General features: G+C 54.0%; 15 protein-coding genes. All 15 read left to right on the top strand.

Features of this window, described 5'->3' with window-relative positions; all coding sequences use genetic code 11:
- Nucleotides 1-15: 15 nt before the first annotated feature.
- The 15 genes from AB4K05_RS16805 (at nt 16) to secA (ending at nt 19,630) form a co-directional block, all read left to right on the top strand.
- On the top strand, nt 16-1,782 hold the full coding sequence (locus AB4K05_RS16805; protein WP_368481085.1) for a peptidoglycan glycosyltransferase FtsI: 1,767 nt from the start codon (nt 16-18) through the stop codon (nt 1,780-1,782).
- On the top strand, nt 1,769-3,256 hold the full coding sequence (gene murE / locus AB4K05_RS16800) for a UDP-N-acetylmuramoyl-L-alanyl-D-glutamate--2,6-diaminopimelate ligase (protein ID WP_368481084.1): 1,488 nt from the start codon (nt 1,769-1,771) through the stop codon (nt 3,254-3,256). Before AB4K05_RS16805 ends, murE begins: the two co-directional genes overlap by 14 nt.
- On the top strand, nt 3,253-4,611 hold the full coding sequence (gene murF, locus AB4K05_RS16795) for a UDP-N-acetylmuramoyl-tripeptide--D-alanyl-D-alanine ligase (protein ID WP_368481083.1): 1,359 nt from the start codon (nt 3,253-3,255) through the stop codon (nt 4,609-4,611). Before murE ends, murF begins: the two co-directional genes overlap by 4 nt.
- Entirely contained in the window at nt 4,605-5,687 is a 1,083-nt protein-coding gene (gene mraY, locus AB4K05_RS16790) for a phospho-N-acetylmuramoyl-pentapeptide-transferase (protein WP_234505309.1), read from the top strand. The genes murF and mraY overlap by 7 nt, the downstream gene beginning before the upstream one ends.
- A gap of 2 nt (nt 5,688-5,689) precedes the next feature.
- Entirely contained in the window at nt 5,690-7,006 is a 1,317-nt protein-coding gene (murD, locus tag AB4K05_RS16785) for a UDP-N-acetylmuramoyl-L-alanine--D-glutamate ligase (protein ID WP_368481082.1), read from the top strand.
- Nucleotides 7,006-8,265, top strand: a complete 1,260-nt coding sequence (gene ftsW, locus AB4K05_RS16780; protein WP_368481081.1) for a cell division protein FtsW — start codon at nt 7,006-7,008, stop codon at nt 8,263-8,265. The genes murD and ftsW overlap by 1 nt, the downstream gene beginning before the upstream one ends.
- Nucleotides 8,262-9,329 (top strand): undecaprenyldiphospho-muramoylpentapeptide beta-N-acetylglucosaminyltransferase, encoded by a 1,068-nt coding sequence (gene murG / locus AB4K05_RS16775; RefSeq protein ID WP_368481080.1) that lies wholly within the window; start codon nt 8,262-8,264, stop codon nt 9,327-9,329. The genes ftsW and murG overlap by 4 nt, the downstream gene beginning before the upstream one ends.
- 54 nt (nt 9,330-9,383) lie before the next feature.
- Entirely contained in the window at nt 9,384-10,859 is a 1,476-nt protein-coding gene (gene murC / locus AB4K05_RS16770; RefSeq protein ID WP_368481079.1) for a UDP-N-acetylmuramate--L-alanine ligase, read from the top strand.
- Nucleotides 10,852-11,772, top strand: a complete 921-nt coding sequence (locus AB4K05_RS16765) for a D-alanine--D-alanine ligase (protein ID WP_368481078.1) — start codon at nt 10,852-10,854, stop codon at nt 11,770-11,772. Before murC ends, AB4K05_RS16765 begins: the two co-directional genes overlap by 8 nt.
- A gap of 1 nt (nt 11,773) precedes the next feature.
- Nucleotides 11,774-12,607 carry a cell division protein FtsQ gene (gene ftsQ, locus AB4K05_RS16760; protein WP_368481077.1) on the top strand — a complete coding sequence of 278 codons (834 nt, stop codon included), beginning with the start codon at nt 11,774-11,776 and terminating at the stop codon, nt 12,605-12,607.
- Nucleotides 12,604-13,866 (top strand): cell division protein FtsA, encoded by a 1,263-nt coding sequence (gene ftsA / locus AB4K05_RS16755; RefSeq protein WP_052283034.1) that lies wholly within the window; start codon nt 12,604-12,606, stop codon nt 13,864-13,866. Before ftsQ ends, ftsA begins: the two co-directional genes overlap by 4 nt.
- 61 nt (nt 13,867-13,927) lie before the next feature.
- Nucleotides 13,928-15,079, top strand: coding sequence for a cell division protein FtsZ (gene ftsZ / locus AB4K05_RS16750; protein ID WP_368481076.1), 1,152 nt, complete (start codon nt 13,928-13,930; stop codon nt 15,077-15,079).
- A gap of 100 nt (nt 15,080-15,179) precedes the next feature.
- Complete coding sequence (gene lpxC, locus AB4K05_RS16745; RefSeq protein ID WP_368481075.1) at nt 15,180-16,097, top strand: UDP-3-O-acyl-N-acetylglucosamine deacetylase; 918 nt, start codon at nt 15,180-15,182, stop codon at nt 16,095-16,097.
- A gap of 259 nt (nt 16,098-16,356) precedes the next feature.
- Nucleotides 16,357-16,860 carry a secA translation cis-regulator SecM gene (gene secM / locus AB4K05_RS16740; RefSeq protein WP_368481074.1) on the top strand — a complete coding sequence of 168 codons (504 nt, stop codon included), beginning with the start codon at nt 16,357-16,359 and terminating at the stop codon, nt 16,858-16,860.
- Nucleotides 16,861-16,924: 64 nt separating this feature from the next.
- Complete coding sequence (gene secA / locus AB4K05_RS16735) at nt 16,925-19,630, top strand: preprotein translocase subunit SecA (RefSeq protein ID WP_368481073.1); 2,706 nt, start codon at nt 16,925-16,927, stop codon at nt 19,628-19,630.
- The last annotated feature ends 34 nt before the right edge of the window (nt 19,631-19,664 follow it).

The following is a 19,664-nucleotide window of genomic DNA, read 5'->3' as shown; positions in this document are numbered from 1 at the left end:
GGATTATTGCAACGCATGAAACCGGCGGCAAAAACGCTTAAACCGAAACGTCAGGAAGAACAGGCCAACTTTATCAGTTGGCGTTTTGCGTTGCTTTGCGGCTGTATTCTGATCGCTCTTGGATTCCTGCTTGGTCGCGTGGCCTGGCTGCAAATTATTGCGCCGGACATGCTGGTGCGCCAAGGCGACATGCGCTCGCTGCGCGTACAGGAAGTTTCGACTTCACGTGGGCTGATTACCGACCGTTCTGGTCGCCCGCTGGCGGTGAGCGTGCCGGTAAAAGCCATCTGGGCTGATCCGAAAGAGCTGCACGAGGCCGGCGGTGTGGTGTTGAACAACCGCTGGAAAGCGTTAGCGGATGCGCTCAATATGCCGCTGGATCAGCTGGCATCACGCATCAACACCAACCCGCGCATGCGCTTTATCTATCTGGCCCGTCAAGTAAACCCTGACATGGCTGACTACATCAAAAAACTCAAACTCCCTGGGATTTACCTGCGTGAAGAGTCACGCCGTTATTATCCTTCCGGCGAAGTGACCGCTCACTTGATTGGTTTCACCAACGTCGACAGTCAGGGGATTGAAGGGGTTGAGAAAAGTTTCGACAAATGGCTTACCGGTCAGCCGGGTGAACGTATTGTGCGTAAAGACCGCTACGGACGCGTCATTGAAGATATCTCCTCGACCGACAGTCAGGCTGCGCACAACCTCGCATTGAGTATTGACGAACGCCTGCAGGCGCTGGTTTACCGTGAACTCAACAACGCGGTGGCATTTAACAAAGCGGAATCTGGCAGCGCTGTGTTAGTTGATGTCAGTACGGGTGAAGTGCTGGCGATGGCTAACAGCCCATCCTACAACCCGAACAACTTTACCGGCACGGCAAAAGATACCATGCGTAACCGGGCGATCACCGATGTGTTCGAACCCGGGTCAACGGTTAAACCGATGGTGGTAATGACTGCGCTTCAGCGCGGCGTGGTGCGTGAAAATACCGTGCTCAATACCATTCCATACCGAATTAACGGTCACGAAATCAAAGACGTGGCGCGTTACAGCGAATTGACCCTTACCGGGGTACTACAGAAGTCGAGTAACGTCGGCGTTTCCAAGCTGGCGTTAGCGATGCCCTCCTCAGCGTTAGTAGATACTTACTCACGTTTTGGACTGGGAAAAGCGACCAATTTGGGGTTGGTCGGGGAACGCAGTGGCTTATACCCTCAAAAACAACGGTGGTCTGACATAGAGAGGGCCACCTTCTCTTTCGGCTACGGGCTAATGGTAACCCCGTTACAGTTAGCGCGAGTCTACGCAACGGTTGGCAGCTACGGTATCTACCGTCCGCTGTCAATTACGAAAGTTGACCCGCCGGTACCCGGCGAGCGTATCTTCCCGGAATCAATCGTTCGCACCGTCGTGCATATGATGGAAAGCGTGGCGCTGCCTGGCGGTGGCGGCGTAAAAGCGGCGATTAAAGGCTACCGTATCGCGATTAAAACCGGTACAGCGAAAAAAGTCGGTCCGGATGGACGCTACATCAATAAATACATTGCTTACACCGCGGGTGTTGCACCAGCTAGCCAGCCACGTTTTGCGCTGGTGGTGGTCATCAACGACCCGCAGGCGGGTAAATATTACGGCGGTGCCGTTTCCGCGCCGGTCTTTGGAGCCATCATGGGCGGCGTACTGCGCACGATGAATATTGAACCGGATGCGCTGGCAACGGGCGATAAAAGTGAATTAGTGACAAATCAAGGCGAGGGTTCAGGTGGCAGATCGTAATTTGCGCGACCTTCTTGCTCCGTGGGTGCCAAATGCGCCGGAGCGAGTACTGCGGGAGATGACGCTCGACAGCCGTGTGGCTGCATCGGGCGATCTGTTCGTAGCGGTAGTGGGTCATCAGGCGGACGGGCGTCGTTATATCCCGCAGGCAATTGCGCAAGGTGTCGCGGCGATTGTCGCCGAGGCAAAAGATGAAGCGACCGACGGCGAAATCCGTGAGATGCACGGCGTGCCGGTTATTTACCTTAGCCAGTTAAATGAGCGCTTATCGGCATTGGCCGGGCGTTTTTATGATGAGCCGTCCGACAGCCTGCGCCTGATTGGCGTGACCGGAACCAATGGTAAAACCACCACCACTCAGTTGATTGCGCAGTGGTGCCAACTGCTGGGTGAAACCAGCGCGGTGATGGGTACCGTCGGTAACGGTCTGCTGGATAATGTTATCCCAACCGAGAACACCACCGGTTCAGCGGTTGACGTTCAGCATGTGCTCGCAGGCCTAGTGGCGCAGAACGCGACCATGGCGGCAATGGAAGTCTCTTCCCATGGGCTGGTGCAGCACCGTGTCGCGGCACTGAAGTTTGCCGCCTCCGTGTTCACCAATCTTAGCCGTGATCACCTTGATTATCATGGTGATATGGAACACTACGAAGCGGCAAAATGGCTGCTCTATTCCACTCACCACTGTGGTCAGGCGATCGTGAACGCTGACGATGAAGTGGGCCGTCGCTGGCTGGCTCGCCTGCCGGATGCGGTTGCCGTGTCGATGGAAGATCATATCAACCCAAATTGCCACGGTCGTTGGCTGAAAGCGGTTGAGGTGAAATACCACGACAGCGGCGCAACGATCCGCTTTGAATCCACCTGGGGCGAAGGCGAAATTGAAAGCCGCCTGATGGGCGCATTTAACGTCAGCAACCTGCTGCTGGCGCTGGCTACGCTGCTGGCGCTGGACTATCCGCTGGCTGGTCTGCTGCAAACCGCGGCGCGCTTAAAACCTGTTTGCGGGCGTATGGAAGTGTTTAGCTCGCTGGGTAAACCAACGGTGGTTGTTGACTATGCTCACACCCCAGATGCGCTGGAAAAAGCGCTGCAGGCAGCGCGTTTGCACTGTGTTGGCAAGCTCTGGTGCGTCTTTGGCTGTGGCGGCGATCGCGATAAAGGTAAACGTCCGCTGATGGGCGCGATTGCCGAAGAGTTCTCCGACATTGTGGTTGTCACCGATGACAACCCGCGTACCGAAGAGCCACGCGCCATCATTAACGACATTCTGGCCGGAATGGTTGATGCCGGCCACGTGAAGGTCATGGAAGGCCGCGCTGAGGCGGTAACCAACGCTATCATGCAGGCGAGAGAGAATGATGTTGTGCTACTGGCCGGTAAAGGCCATGAAGATTATCAAATTGTCGGCAACCGTCGTCTGGATTACTCAGACCGTATTACCGCAGCGCGTCTGCTGGGAGTGGTGGCATGATTGGCGTAACGCTTAGCCAGCTTTCCGGCGTACTCAACGGCGAGCTTCACGGTGATGATTTACTGATTGATGACGTCACGACCGACACTCGAAAAATTACCCCTGGCTGTCTTTTTGTGGCGCTGAAAGGCGAGCGCTTTGACGCTCATGATTTTGCGCAAACGGCGAAAGATGCAGGCGCAGGTGCTCTGCTGGTCAGCCGTAAGCTGGCCATCGATCTGCCGCAATTGGTGGTGAGCGATACTCGTCTGGCATTTGGTGAGTTGGCTGCTTGGGTGCGTAAGCAGGTGTCCGCTCGCGTGGTTGCTCTGACCGGTTCATCCGGCAAAACCTCCGTCAAAGAGATGACCGCTGCCATTCTGGCGCAGTGCGGTAACACGCTTTATACCGCGGGTAACCTAAATAATGACATCGGCGTGCCGATGACATTACTTCGCCTGACGCCGGAACATCAGTTTGCCGTCATTGAGCTTGGGGCAAATCATCAAGGTGAAATAGCCTGGACGGTGAGTCTGACTCGCCCAGAGGCGGCTCTGGTGAATAACTTGGCGGCTGCGCATCTGGAAGGATTTGGCTCATTAGCCGGTGTGGCGAAGGCGAAAGGCGAGATTTTCTCCGGCTTGCCAGATAGCGGCATTGCTATTCTGAACGCCGATAACAATGACTGGCAAAATTGGCAGCATATTATTGGCGATCGCACCGTATGGCGCTTCTCGCCAAATGCGGCGGATAGCGATTTTAGCGCTGCAGATGTGCGTATTACCGCTCAAGGTACCGTATTTACGCTGCAGACTCCGAACGGTAGCACTGAGGTGATTTTGCCGCTGCCGGGGCGTCATAACATCGCCAATGCGCTGGCTGCAACCGCACTGGCGACAGCAGTCGGCGCTGATTTAAAGGCGGTGAAAGCCGGGCTTTCGCAGCTTAAAGCGGTACCGGGTCGTCTGTTCCCCGTTCACCTGTCGGAAACGCAGCTTGTGCTGGACGACTCCTACAACGCCAACGTCGGTTCCATGACCGCAGCGGTGCAGGTGCTGTCTGAAATGCCGGGCTATCGCGTGCTGGTAGTGGGCGATATGGCAGAACTGGGTGCCGAAAGCGAAGCGTGTCATATCCAGGTCGGCGCGGCCGCGAAAGCAGCGGGCATCGACCGGGTACTGAGCGTGGGTAATTTAAGTCAGTCCATCAGTGCCGCCAGCGGGGCAGGGGAGCATTTCACCGATAAAGCATCGGCGATTTCTCGTCTTAATACGCTGATAAACGAACATAAAACTATCACCATTCTGGTGAAAGGATCACGCAGTGCCGCCATGGAAGAGGTCGTACGCGCATTACAGGAGAACGGGACATGTTAGTATGGCTGGCCGAACATCTGGTCAAATATTATTCTGGCTTTAACGTCTTTTCCTACCTGACGTTTCGCGCCATCGTCAGCCTGCTGACCGCGCTGTTCATCTCTTTGTGGATGGGCCCGCGCATGATTGCCCGCCTGCAAAAAATGTCCTTCGGCCAAGTTGTACGTAACGATGGTCCGGAATCCCACTTCAGCAAACGCGGGACACCGACGATGGGGGGGATCATGATCCTCACCGCGATTGTGGTTTCCGTCCTGCTTTGGGCTTATCCATCTAACCCATACGTGTGGTGCGTGCTGACGGTACTCATTGGCTACGGCATTATCGGCTTTGTCGATGACTACCGAAAAGTGGTCCGTAAAGACACTAAAGGTCTTATCGCCCGCTGGAAATATTTCTGGATGTCGGTGATTGCCCTAGGCGTTGCCTTTGCGTTGTACCTTGCGGGGAAAGATACCCCAGCCACCGAACTGGTTGTGCCGTTCTTCAAAGACGTGATGCCACAGTTGGGTCTGTTCTACATCCTGCTGGCCTATTTCGTTATCGTGGGCACCGGCAACGCGGTCAACCTGACCGATGGTTTAGACGGCCTCGCGATTATGCCAACGGTGTTTGTGGCAGCGGGCTTTGCGCTGGTAGCGTGGGCGAGCGGTAACATGAACTTTGCCAGCTATCTGCATATTCCTTACCTGCGTCACGCGGGGGAATTGGTGATTGTCTGCACGGCTATTGTTGGTGCGGGTTTAGGCTTCTTGTGGTTCAACACTTATCCGGCTCAGGTCTTCATGGGTGATGTGGGTTCACTGGCACTGGGTGGCGCGCTGGGCATTATCGCCGTGCTGCTGCGTCAGGAGTTCCTGCTGGTCATCATGGGCGGCGTTTTCGTCGTCGAAACTCTGTCGGTTATTCTGCAAGTCGGTTCCTTCAAACTGCGCGGTCAGCGCATCTTCCGTATGGCGCCGATTCACCATCACTATGAACTGAAAGGCTGGCCGGAACCACGTGTCATCGTGCGCTTCTGGATTATTTCGCTGATGCTGGTGCTGATTGGCCTAGCAACGCTGAAGGTACGTTAATCATGGCAGATTACCTGGGTAAAAACGTCGTCATTATTGGTCTTGGATTGACCGGGCTTTCCTGCGTGGATTTTTTCCTTGCGCAGAACGTCACGCCGCGCGTGATGGATACCCGAGCGACGCCACCCGGTCTGGATAAGCTGCCGGAAGCGGTAGAGCGTTATGTCGGAAGCCTGAATGAAGACTGGCTGATGGCGGCGGATCTTATCGTCGCAAGCCCAGGTATTGCCCTGGCACATCCGGCACTTTCCCGTGCGGCGGATGCTGGCATCGAAATTGTTGGTGATATCGAGCTGTTTTGCCGTGAAACCCAGGCGCCGATCGTTGCGATTACCGGTTCAAACGGTAAGAGCACCGTCACCACGCTGGTGGGGGAAATGGCGAAAGCCGCGGGCGTTAACGTAGGTGTTGGTGGCAACATTGGCCTACCAGCATTGATGCTGCTGGACCCGACTCGCGAACTGTACGTGCTCGAGCTTTCCAGCTTCCAGTTGGAAACTACCTCCAGCCTGCACGCGGCGGCGGCAACGATCTTAAACGTCACTGAAGATCACATGGACCGCTATCCGCTGGGACTGCAGCAGTATCGGGCTGCCAAACTGCGGGTGTATGAAAATGCCAAAGTTTGCGTGGTTAATGCCGATGACGGCCTGACTATGCCGGTTCGCGGCGCGGATGAGCGCTGTGTGAGTTTTGGCGTTGACGTTGGCGACTACCATCTCAACCGCCAGCAGGGGGAAACCTGGCTGCGGGTGAAAGGCGAGAAGGTATTGAACGTCAAAGAGATGCCGCTCACCGGGCAGCATAACTACAGTAATGCACTGGCAGCGCTGGCGTTAGCGGATGCTGTCGGTCTGCCTCGCGCAACTAGCCTGAAGGCGCTGACTACCTTCACCGGGTTGGCCCATCGCTTCCAAATAGTGCTTGACCACGACGGTGTGCGCTGGATTAACGACTCTAAAGCCACCAACGTTGGCAGCACCGAGGCGGCGTTAAACGGTCTGCATGTCGCGGGTACACTGCACCTGTTACTTGGTGGCGACGGCAAATCAGCTGACTTTGCGCCTTTGCAGCGTTACCTGACCGGCGACAATATTCGTCTTTACTGCTTTGGTCGTGACGGCGGTGAACTCGCGGCCCTGCGTCCTGAGATTGCAACGCAAACTGACACCATGGAGCAGGCAATGCGTTTGCTCGCGCCGTTGGTGAAAAAGGGCGATATGGTGCTGCTGTCACCGGCCTGCGCTAGCCTCGATCAGTTTAAAAGCTTTGAACAACGCGGCGATGTTTTTGCTCGTCTGGCGAAGGAGTTAGGTTGATGCGTTTTTCACTCCCGCGCCTGAGATTGCCTCAACTGAGGCTACCGCGTGTGCCGGGTATGGGCATCTTCAGCTGGCTGTTTGCTGCGCTGAAAGGCTGGGTTATGGGGTCGCGGGACAAAGACTCCGACAGCCTGATTATGTACGACCGCATGCTGCTATGGCTAACGCTAGGCCTTGCGGCAATCGGTTTTATCATGGTGACCTCGGCGTCAATGCCGGTGGGACAGCGTCTGGCGAACGACCCTTTCTTGTTCGCCAAACGTGATGGACTGTATCTGCTGCTGGCACTCGGGTTGTCGCTGATTACTCTGCGTTTGCCGATGTCATTTTGGCAACGGCACAGTACTTTCATGCTGATTGCTTCCATCGGGATGTTGTTGATTGTCTTGGTGGTAGGTAGTTCCGTTAACGGGGCATCGCGCTGGATTGCCTTCGGCCCGCTGCGTATCCAGCCGGCTGAGCTGACCAAGCTATCGCTGTTTTGCTACATCGCCAACTATCTGGTGCGTAAAGCCGACGAAGTGCGCAACAACCTACGCGGCTTCTTAAAACCGATGGGCGTGATTTTCGTACTGGCGATTTTGCTGTTGGCGCAGCCCGATCTGGGTACCGTGGTGGTGCTGTTTGTGACCACGCTGGCGATGTTGTTTCTCGCGGGCGCTAAGCTGTGGCAATTCATCGCGATTATCGGCATGGGGATTTCAGCGGTCGTGCTGCTGATCCTTGCCGAACCGTACCGTATTCGCCGCGTGACTTCCTTCTGGAACCCGTGGGAGGACCCGTTCGGCAGCGGCTACCAGCTTACGCAATCGCTGATGGCGTTCGGCCGAGGCGAGATGTGGGGGCAGGGCTTAGGTAACTCGGTGCAGAAACTGGAGTATTTACCGGAAGCGCATACCGACTTCATCTTCGCCATCATCGGCGAGGAATTGGGTTATATCGGTGTGGTACTGGCCCTTTTAATGGTATTCTTCGTCGCTTTCCGCGCCATGTCCATTGGTCGCAAAGCGCTGGAGATCAACCAACGTTTTTCTGGCTTCTTGGCTTGCGCAATCGGCATATGGTTCAGCTTCCAGGCGTTGGTTAACGTAGGGGCAGCGGCCGGTATGTTACCGACTAAAGGCCTGACCCTGCCGTTGATAAGCTACGGTGGCTCCAGTCTTCTGATTATGTCGACTGCCATTATGTTCTTGTTACGTATTGATTATGAAACGCGTTTGGAAAAAGCCCAGGCGTTTACCCGAGGTTCACGATGAGTGGTCAAACAAAGCGGTTAATGGTGATGGCGGGCGGTACTGGTGGACATGTGTTCCCAGGACTGGCGGTTGCGCACCATTTAATGGATCAAGGCTGGCAGGTACGCTGGCTGGGAACCGCCGATCGTATGGAAGCCGATTTGGTGCCTAAACACGGCATCGAAATTGACTTCATTCATATCTCCGGGCTGCGTGGGAAAGGTCTGAAAGCGCTGCTGTTGGCTCCGATGCGTATTTTTAACGCCTGGCGTCAGGCACGCGCCATTATGAAGCGCTTTAAGCCGGACGTCGTGCTGGGCATGGGCGGTTATGTTTCCGGGCCTGGTGGTTTGGCTGCGTGGTCACTGGGTATTCCGGTGGTGTTGCATGAACAAAACGGTATTGCCGGTCTGACCAATAAATGGCTGGCGAAAATTGCCACGAAAGTGATGCAGGCTTTCCCCGGCGCATTTGCCGATGCGGAAGTGGTCGGTAATCCGGTGCGCGTTGATGTCCTGGCGCTGCCATTGCCGGAACAGCGTCTGGTTGGTCGCGATGGGCCAATTCGCGTGCTGGTCGTGGGTGGCTCGCAGGGCGCGCGCGTACTCAACCAAACTTTGCCGCAGGTGGCGCAACGCTTGGGCGATGCTGTGACTATCTGGCATCAGAGCGGCAAAGGTGGACAGCAGACCGTTGAGCAGGCTTATGCCGATGCCGGTCAACCGCAGCATAAAGTGACTGAATTTATTGATGACATGGCGGCCGCCTACGCGTGGGCCGATGTGGTGGTATGCCGCTCCGGTGCGCTGACGGTCAGTGAAATTGCCGCAGCAGGTCTGCCGGCAATTTTTGTGCCGTTCCAGCATAAAGACCGACAGCAGTACTGGAACGCGCTGCCGCTGGAAAAAGCAGGGGCAGCCAAGATTTTTGAGCAGCCTCAGTTCACTGCGCAAGCTGTCGCTGACACGCTGGCAGGCTGGGATCGTCAAACATTATTAGAGATGGCCGAGCGCGCACGCGCGGCGGCTATCCCGGATGCTACCGAGCGGGTAGCAAAAGAAGTGAGCCTAGCGGCAAAGGCTTAATCATCGCGGCGCATTTGCGTCGCCCGAATTTGTAGAAGTGATGGCGTTTAGAGAATGAATACACAACAACTGGCGAAACTGCGTTCTATCGTGCCCGAGATGCGTCGCGTCCGGCACATTCACTTTGTTGGCATCGGCGGCGCCGGTATGGGCGGCATTGCTGAGGTATTGGCTAACGAAGGGTATCAGATTAGCGGTTCCGACCTTGCGCCAAACCCGGTGACGCAGCAGTTGTCTCAGTTAGGCGCCACCATTTATTTCAACCATCGCCCTGAAAATGTGCGTGATGCGAGCGTTGTTGTGGTCTCAACGGCGATCTCTGCCGATAACCCAGAAATTGTTGCCGCGCATGAAGCGCGTATTCCGGTGATTCGTCGGGCGGAGATGCTGGCGGAGCTGATGCGTTTTCGTCACGGTATCGCGATTGCTGGGACTCATGGCAAAACCACGACTACTGCGATGGTCTCCAGTATTTATGCGGAAGCCGGGCTTGACCCGACGTTCGTCAACGGCGGTTTGGTGAAAGCCGCAGGCGTGCATGCGCGTCTGGGCCACAGCCGCTATCTGATTGCCGAAGCGGATGAGAGCGATGCGTCGTTCCTGCATTTGCAGCCGATGGTGGCTATCGTCACCAATATCGAAGCCGACCATATGGACACTTACCAGGGCGACTTCGAAAATTTAAAACAGACATTTATTAATTTCCTGCACAATTTGCCGTTTTATGGTCGTGCAGTGATGTGTGTCGACGATCCGGTTATTCGTGAACTGCTGCCGCGCGTTGGACGCCAGACGACAACCTATGGTTTTAGCGATGATGCCGACGTACGCGTTGAAGACTACCAGCAGATTGGTCCGCAGGGACACTTTACGCTGGTTCGCCAAGATAAAGACAATCTGCGCGTGACGCTGAATGCACCGGGCCGCCATAACGCTCTGAACGCCGCCGCCGCGGTTGCGGTTGCGACTGAAGAAGGCATTGAAGACGACGCAATCTTGCGCGCGCTGGAAAGCTTCCAGGGCACCGGCCGCCGCTTCGATTTCCTCGGCGAGTTCCCGCTTGCAGAAGTCAATGGCAACGAAGGCACAGCGATGCTGGTTGATGACTACGGTCATCACCCAACGGAAGTGGATGCGACGATTAAAGCGGCTCGTGCGGGCTGGCCGGATAAAAAACTGGTGATGGTCTTTCAGCCGCACCGTTATACCCGTACACGCGATCTGTACGATGATTTTGCCAACGTCCTGACGCAGGTTGATGCGTTACTGATGCTGGACGTTTATCCGGCAGGGGAAGCGCCAATTCCGGGGGCGGATAGCCGTTCCCTGTGTCGTACCATTCGTGGTCGCGGGAAGGTTGACCCAATTCTGATTTCTGATCCTGCGCAGGTGCCGGAAATGTTGGCGTCAGTCCTGACGGGTAATGACCTTGTACTGATTCAGGGCGCGGGAAATATCGGTAAAATTGCGCGTAACTTAGCTGAAATCAAACTCAAGCCGCAAACTCAGGAGGAACCGCGTCATGGCTGATAAAATCGCGGTTCTTTTGGGGGGGACCTCGGCCGAGCGTGAAGTGTCGCTCAATTCCGGGGCCGCCGTGTTAGCCGGTTTGCGTGAAGCAGGCATTGATGCTCATGCAGTAGACCCGAAAGAGACAGATGTTACCCAACTGAAAAGTATGGGTTTTAAGAAAGCGTTTATTGCACTGCATGGTCGCGGCGGGGAAGATGGCACGCTGCAGGGGCTTCTTGAGCTTATCTCTTTGCCTTATACCGGCAGCGGTGTAATGGCATCGGCAATATCCATGGACAAACTGCGCAGTAAATTGCTGTGGCAGGGGGCGGGATTACCGGTGGCTCCGTGGGCCGCAATAACGCGTGAAATGTTCGAAAATGGGTTATCTGACGAGGTGTTAGGTCAGGTTGCTAAGCTGGGTTTGCCACTGATTGTTAAACCAAGCCGCGAAGGATCAAGCGTTGGCATGTCGAAAGTCACAGAGAGTGACAAACTTGCCGATGCGTTATCGCAGGCGTTTCAACATGATGACGAAGTTCTGGTGGAAAAATGGCTGAGTGGGCCTGAATTTACCGTTGCTGTGCTCGGTGAAGAAATTTTGCCCTCAGTTCGCATCCAACCTGCCGGAACCTTCTATGATTATGAAGCGAAGTATCTCTCTGATGAGACAAAATATTTCTGCCCTGGTTGTGAGGAAGTAGACCAAGAAGCCGCGATGCAGTCTCTGGTGCTGAAAGCTTGGAAAGTTTTAGGTTGCTGCGGTTGGGGTCGAATTGATGTGATGCAGGACAACGACGGGCAATATTATCTACTGGAGGCGAACACGTCTCCGGGGATGACCAGTCACAGTCTGGTGCCGATGGCGGCGCGACAGGCGGGAATGAGCTTCTCGCAGCTGGTAGTAAGAATTCTGGACCTGGCGGGGTGATATGTCGCAGGCTGCGCTGAATACGCGGAATCGTGAGGAAGAAGAGTACTCCTCTTCACGGCGCAATAATGGAACACAGCTAGTAGGCATCTTTTTCCTGCTGGCGGTGTTGTGTACCGTGTTTGTTAGCGGCTGGGTAGTGCTGGGCTGGATGGAAGATGCGCAACGTTTGCCCATCTCAAAACTGGTAGTGACTGGCGATCGTCATTACACGCGTAACGATGACATCCGTCAGTCCATTTTGGCACTGGGATCGCCGGGAACCTTTATGACTCAGGACGTGAACATCGTCCAGAGCCAGATTGAACGCCTGCCGTGGATTAAACAGGCAAGCGTAAGAAAGCAGTGGCCGGACGAATTGAAGATTCATCTGGTTGAATATGTGCCCATTGCGCGTTGGAATGATCAGCACATGGTGGACGCAGAGGGCACAGCCTTTAGCGTACCGTCCGATCGTGCCAATAAGCAGAATTTACCTATGCTCTATGGCCCTGAAGGTAGTGCAAGCGAAGTGTTGCAGGGTTACCACGACATGGGGGCGGTGCTTGCGAAAGGGAAATTCACGTTGAAGGTTGCGGCGATGACCGCGCGCCGTTCGTGGCAGTTGACGCTTGATAACGGTATCAAGCTGAATCTGGGGCGGGGCGATACGATGAAGCGGCTGGCGCGTTTTATGGAACTGTATCCAGTTCTTTTGCAGCAGGCGCAAACAGAGGGTAATCGGATTAGCTATGTTGATTTGCGATACGACTCGGGGGCGGCAGTAGGCTGGGAACCTGCTCCTGCAGCGGACACCAATCAACAACAGAATCAGGCACAGGCAGAACAACAATGATCAAGGCGACGGACAGAAAACTGGTAGTTGGACTGGAGATAGGCACTGCGAAAGTAGCCGCTTTAGTAGGGGAAGTTCTGCCCGACGGAGTGATTAATATCATTGGGGTTGGCAGTTGCCCATCCCGTGGTATGGACAAAGGCGGAGTGAACGACCTTGAGTCGGTAGTGAAATGCGTACAGCGCGCTATCGACCAGGCCGAGCTGATGGCAGATTGCCAGATCTCTTCTGTGTATCTGGCGCTTTCCGGTAAGCACATTAGCTGTCAAAATGAGATAGGGATGGTGCCTATCTCAGAAGAAGAGGTCACGCAGGAAGATGTTGAAAACGTGGTGCACACGGCGAAGTCAGTTCGCGTCCGTGATGAGCATCGTGTTTTGCACGTCATTCCACAGGAATACGCCATTGACTACCAGGAAGGGATTAAAAACCCGGTAGGTTTGTCCGGCGTCCGTATGCAGGCCAAGGTACATTTGATCACCTGTCACAACGATATGGCAAAAAACATTGTCAAAGCGGTTGAACGTTGTGGTATGAAGGTGGATCAGCTGATTTTTGCCGGGCTGGCGTCCAGTTATTCTGTATTAACGGAAGACGAACGTGAACTAGGTGTCTGCGTCGTGGATATCGGTGGCGGTACAATGGATATCGCGGTGTACACTGGCGGCGCACTGCGTCACACCAAAGTTATCCCGTATGCCGGGAACGTGGTGACCAGCGATATTGCTTATGCCTTCGGTACACCGCCAAGCGATGCCGAGGCGATTAAAGTGCGCCATGGCTGCGCATTGGGCTCCATTGTGGGCAAAGATGAGAGCGTTGAAGTGCCAAGCGTGGGTGGACGTCCTCCACGCAGCCTGCAGCGCCAGACATTGGCAGAGGTTATCGAGCCGCGTTATACCGAGCTTTTGAACCTCGTCAATGAAGAGATTTTACAGTTACAAGAGCAACTGCGTCAGCAAGGGGTAAAACACCACCTTGCGGCGGGGATTGTATTGACCGGTGGCGCAGCGCAAATTGAAGGGTTAGCGGCCTGCGCACAGCGGGTGTTCCATACGCAGGTTCGTATTGGCGCACCGCTGAACATTACTGGTCTGACGGACTATGCCCAGGAACCGTATTATTCAACGGCGGTGGGCCTGCTGCACTACGGGAAAGAGTCCCATTTAAGTGGTGAAGCAGAGGTAGAAAAGCGCGTAACCGCATCGGTTGGATCGTGGATCAAACGGCTGAATAGCTGGTTACGCAAAGAGTTTTAATTTTTAAAGAGACCGGGCACGTTATCGGTCTCAGGCGACAGGCACAAAACGGAGAGAAACTATGTTTGAACCTATGGAACTGACCAACGACGCGGTGATTAAAGTCATCGGCGTCGGTGGCGGCGGCGGTAATGCCGTTGAACACATGGTGCGCGAACGCATTGAAGGTGTTGAGTTTTTTGCAGTTAACACCGATGCACAGGCACTGCGCAAAACGGCTGTTGGCCAGACTATCCAGATTGGTAACGGTATTACCAAAGGTCTGGGTGCTGGGGCTAACCCAGAAGTAGGCCGCAATGCGGCTGACGAAGATCGTGAAGCGCTGCGCGCAGCACTGGAAGGTGCGGACATGGTCTTCATCGCAGCAGGCATGGGCGGCGGTACCGGTACCGGTGCTGCGCCAGTGGTTGCTGAAGTAGCTAAAGATTTAGGTATTTTGACCGTTGCTGTCGTGACCAAGCCTTTCAACTTTGAAGGCAAGAAGCGTATGGCGTTTGCGGAACAAGGTATCACCGAGCTGTCCAAACACGTGGACTCGCTTATCACGATTCCAAACGACAAATTGCTGAAAGTGCTGGGTCGTGGGATTTCCCTGCTTGACGCGTTCGGCGCAGCTAACGATGTGCTGAAAGGTGCGGTTCAGGGTATTGCCGAACTGATTACCCGTCCTGGCCTGATGAACGTCGACTTTGCGGACGTTCGTACCGTGATGTCCGAAATGGGCTATGCCATGATGGGTTCCGGCATTGCGAGCGGTGAAGACCGTGCAGAAGAAGCGGCTGAAATGGCTATCTCTTCTCCGCTGCTGGAAGATATCGACCTGTCCGGCGCACGCGGTGTTCTGGTCAACATTACCGCTGGCTTCGATCTGCGTCTGGATGAGTTTGAAACCGTAGGTAACACCATCCGTGCGTTTGCATCGGATAACGCTACCGTGGTGATTGGTACTTCCCTTGACCCGGATATGAATGACGAACTGCGCGTGACCGTTGTTGCGACCGGTATTGGTATGGACAAACGTCCAGAAATTACCCTCGTTGCTAACAAGCAGGCGCAGCAGCCGGCTCTGGATCGTTACCAGCAGCACGGTATGGCACCATTGACGCAAGAGCAGAAACCGGCAGCTAAAGTGGTCAACGACAATACGGCGCAAACCACCAAAGAGCCTGATTACTTGGATATCCCAGCATTCCTGCGTAAGCAAGCTGATTAAGAATTAGCTGGAATTAGGGAATATTCGCTCTTTGTGCTAAAGTGGTCTACCGAATGTATAGTACACTTCGGTTGGATAGTTAATTTGGCGAGATTATACGATGATCAAACAAAGGACACTTAAACGTATCGTTCAGGCGACTGGCGTCGGTTTACATACCGGCAAAAAGGTCACACTGACGCTGCGCCCTGCGCCGGCAAATACCGGGGTCATCTATCGTCGCACCGACTTGAATCCACCGGTAGATTTTCCGGCCGATGCCAAATCTGTGCGTGATACAATGCTCTGTACTTGTCTGGTCAACGAGCATGACGTGCGGATTTCGACCGTAGAGCACCTTAACGCCGCGTTGGCGGGCCTGGGTATCGATAACATTGTTATTGAAGTCGATGCGCCAGAAATCCCGATCATGGACGGCAGTGCTGCGCCATTCGTTTATCTGCTGCTGGATGCTGGCATTGATGAACTGAACAGCGCGAAGAAATTCGTCCGCATTAAAGACACCGTTCGTGTTGAAGATGGCGACAAATGGGCTGAATTCAAACCGTACAATGGTTTTTCGTTGGATTTCACCATCGACTTTAACCATCCGGCAATTGATGCAAGCACCCAGCGTTATGCGATGAACTTCTCCGCAGACGCATTTGTCCGTCAGATCAGCCGTGCCCGTACTTTCGGCTTCATGCGTGATATCGAATATCTGCAGTCCCGTGGCTTGGCCCTGGGCGGTAGCTTCGATTGTGCCATCGTTGTTGACGATTATCGCGTACTGAACGAAGACGGCCTGCGTTTTGAAGATGAATTCGTTCGTCACAAAATGCTGGATGCTATCGGTGACTTGTTCATGTGTGGTCACAATATTATTGGTGCATTTACCGCGTTTAAATCCGGTCATGCGCTGAATAACAAACTTCTGCAGGCAGTCCTGGCAAAACAGGAAGCTTGGGAATATGTGACCTTCGAAGACGAAGCAGAACTGCCACTGGCGTTCAAAGCACCGACAACGGTTCTGGCGTAAGCCCGACCGTCACGTAAATTCGACTGGCAACCTGATACTCTCTCCGGTCAGGGAACCAGTCGTTTTTTCTTTTTGCCTCCGATACTTCCCTTTCCCGCTATTGCTTACCTGTAAAGCGAATATAGCTGTGCAACCGCTGATTTCTTGACCTGTTTTTCGCCGATCATTTCGTCATTACTGCTGCTGTAGTGCTGCATTAATGGTAATATCTGGTCGCTAAAATAGAATAATGACAATAAAACCGAAGGTGGAACATTACGTGAGTGGAATGCTGACGCGCTGGCGACAGTTTGGTAGACGCTACTTCTGGCCGCATCTCCTGTTGGGGATGGTTGCTGCTGGATTTGGCCTGCCTGCACTTGCGAATAATACCGAACCAGCATCACCTGCACGCACGACGGCCAGCAATCATAGCCCATCGCCGAGAATCGACTTCACGCAGTTGGCGCGATTGGAAAACAATCGACGTCCTTCCTTTAACGTTGATTATTGGCACCAGCATGCGATTCGTACGGTTATCCGTCATCTCTCTTTTGCCATGGTGCCGACCGCGCTGCCGGTTGCGGAAACGACCTCTCCGCTGCAGGCGCAGCATCTGGCATTACTTGATTCTCTGAATGCGTTACTGAACGTAGAAAGCCAACCGTCAGTGGCCATTGCACAGGCTGCGGTATTACCCGCTTTACCACCACAAGTATTTAACATCCCTTCTTGGTTTAGCCAGGTGCATGGTATCCGCGCCGGGCCGCAGCGCCTCGTCTGAAAATAACCGTTTTAATTCTTTTATTTTTCTGACTCCGAAATGTCGGGGCGTTTGAGATTTTATTATGTTAATCAAATTATTGACCAAAGTTTTTGGCAGCCGTAACGACCGTACTCTGCGTCGTATGCGCAAAGCTGTAACCCTCATCAACGCGATGGAACCGGAACTGGAAAAGCTCTCCGATGACGAGCTTAAAGCCAAGACCAACGAATTCCGCGCCCGTATTGAAAAAGGCGAAAGCGTAGAGAGTCTTATTCCTGAGGCGTTTGCCGTCGTCCGTGAGGCGAGTAAGCGTGTGTTTGGCATGCGCCACTTCGACGTGCAGCTGTTGGGCGGTATGGTTCTGAATGACCGCTGCATCGCAGAAATGCGTACAGGTGAAGGTAAAACCCTGACCGCGACGCTTCCTGCTTACCTGAATGCGCTGTCCGGCAAGGGCGTGCACGTGGTTACCGTCAACGACTATTTGGCACAGCGTGATGCTGAAAACAACCGCCCGCTGTTTGAATTCCTAGGCATGACCGTTGGCATCAACATGTCTGGCCTGCCTGCGCCGGCGAAGCGTGAAGCCTATAACGCGGATATCACCTACGGCACCAATAACGAATACGGCTTCGATTACCTGCGCGACAACATGGCGTTCAGCCCTGAAGAGCGCGTTCAACGTAAACTGCACTATGCGTTGGTGGATGAAGTTGACTCCATCCTCATCGATGAAGCACGTACTCCGCTTATCATTTCCGGCCCGGCTGAAGACAGCTCGGAAATGTATAAGAAAGTGAACAAAATCATTCCACATCTGGTTCGTCAGGAAAAAGAAGACTCCGACACCTTCCAAGGTGAAGGCCACTTCTCCGTGGATGAAAAGGCTCGCCAGGTCAACCTGACTGAACGCGGTCTGGTACTGATTGAAGAACTGCTGGTCAATGAAGGCATTATGGATGAAGGTGAGTCTCTGTACTCTCCGGCAAACATCATGCTGATGCATCACGTTACCGCTGCTCTGCGCGCGCACGTGCTGTTTACCCGTGACGTTGACTACATTGTTAAAGACGGCGAAGTCATTATCGTCGATGAGCACACTGGCCGAACCATGCAGGGTCGTCGCTGGTCTGATGGTTTGCACCAGGCGGTGGAAGCAAAAGAAGGCGTTGATATCCAAAACGAGAACCAGACGCTGGCCTCTATCACCTTCCAGAACTACTTCCGTTTATACGAGAAGCTGGCGGGGATGACCGGTACTGCGGATACCGAAGCCTTTGAATTTAGCTCTATCTACAAGCTTGATACCGTCGTGGTGCCGACTAACCGTCCAATGATCCGTAAAGACATGCCGGATCTGGTCTACATGACGGAAGCGGAAAAAATTCAGGCTATCATCGAAGATATCAGAGAACGTACCGCCAACGGCCAGCCGGTTCTGGTGGGGACTATCTCCATTGAAAAATCTGAAGTCGTTTCAAATGAACTGGTCAAAGCGGGCATCAAGCACAACGTGTTGAACGCTAAGTTCCACTCCAGCGAAGCGGATATTGTTGCGCAAGCGGGCTATCCAGCAGCGGTCACCATCGCCACCAACATGGCGGGTCGTGGTACCGATATTATGCTCGGCGGTAGCTGGCAGGCTGAAGTGGCTCAACTTGAAGAGCCAACGCCTGAGCAGATCGCTCAGATTAAAGCTGACTGGCAGGTGCGCCATGATGCAGTGCTGGCGGCAGGTGGCCTGCATATCATCGGTACCGAGCGCCATGAATCTCGCCGTATCGATAACCAGCTTCGTGGTCGTTCCGGTCGTCAGGGTGATGCGGGTTCTTCCCGTTTCTATCTGTCCATGGAAGATGCCCTGATGCGTATCTTTGCCTCTGACCGTGTGTCCGGCATGATGCGTAAACTGGGTATGAAACCGGGCGAGGCGATTGAACACCCGTGGGTAACGAAGGCAATTGCTAACGCCCAGCGTAAAGTGGAAAGCCGTAACTTCGATATTCGTAAGCAGTTGCTGGAATATGATGATGTTGCGAACGACCAGCGTCGCGCTATCTACTCCCAGCGTAATGAACTGCTCGACGTGTCCGACGTGAGCGAAACCATCAACAGTATCCGTGAAGATGTCTTCAAGGTGACCATTGATGCACACATTCCTCCGCAGTCACTGGAAGAAATGTGGGATATCCCGGGCCTGCAGGAACGTTTGAAAAACGACTTCGATCTTGAGCTACCAATCTCCGAATGGTTGGATAAAGAGCCTGAGCTGCATGAAGAAACGCTGCGTGAGCGTATTCTGGAAAATGCAGTTGAAGTCTACAAACGTAAAGAAGAAGTGGTTGGCACCGAAATGATGCGTCACTTCGAAAAAGGCGTGATGTTGCAGACCCTCGACTCCTTGTGGAAAGAGCACCTGGCGGCGATGGATTACCTGCGTCAAGGTATCCACCTGCGTGGCTATGCGCAGAAAGATCCAAAGCAGGAATACAAACGTGAATCCTTCGCGATGTTTGCTTCAATGCTGGAATCACTGAAGTATGAAGTGATCAGCACGCTGAGCAAGGTTCAGGTTCGCATGCCGGAAGAAGTCGAAGAGATGGAGCTGCAGCGCCGTCAGGAAGCTGAGCGTCTGGCGCAGATGCAACAGCTGAGTCATCAGAGCGATGATGCTGCGGCTGCCGAGGATCTGGCTGCGCAAACCGGCGAACGCAAAGTGGGACGTAACGATCCGTGCCCATGCGGTTCCGGTAAAAAATACAAACAGTGCCATGGCCGTCTGAGCTAAGAGCAAATAAGACAATAAAAGGCGCAGAGATCTG

Source organism: Kluyvera sp. STS39-E, from assembly GCF_040932435.1.
Lineage (GTDB): Bacteria > Pseudomonadota > Gammaproteobacteria > Enterobacterales > Enterobacteriaceae > Kluyvera.
This window is presented reverse-complemented; position numbering and strand designations above follow the sequence as displayed.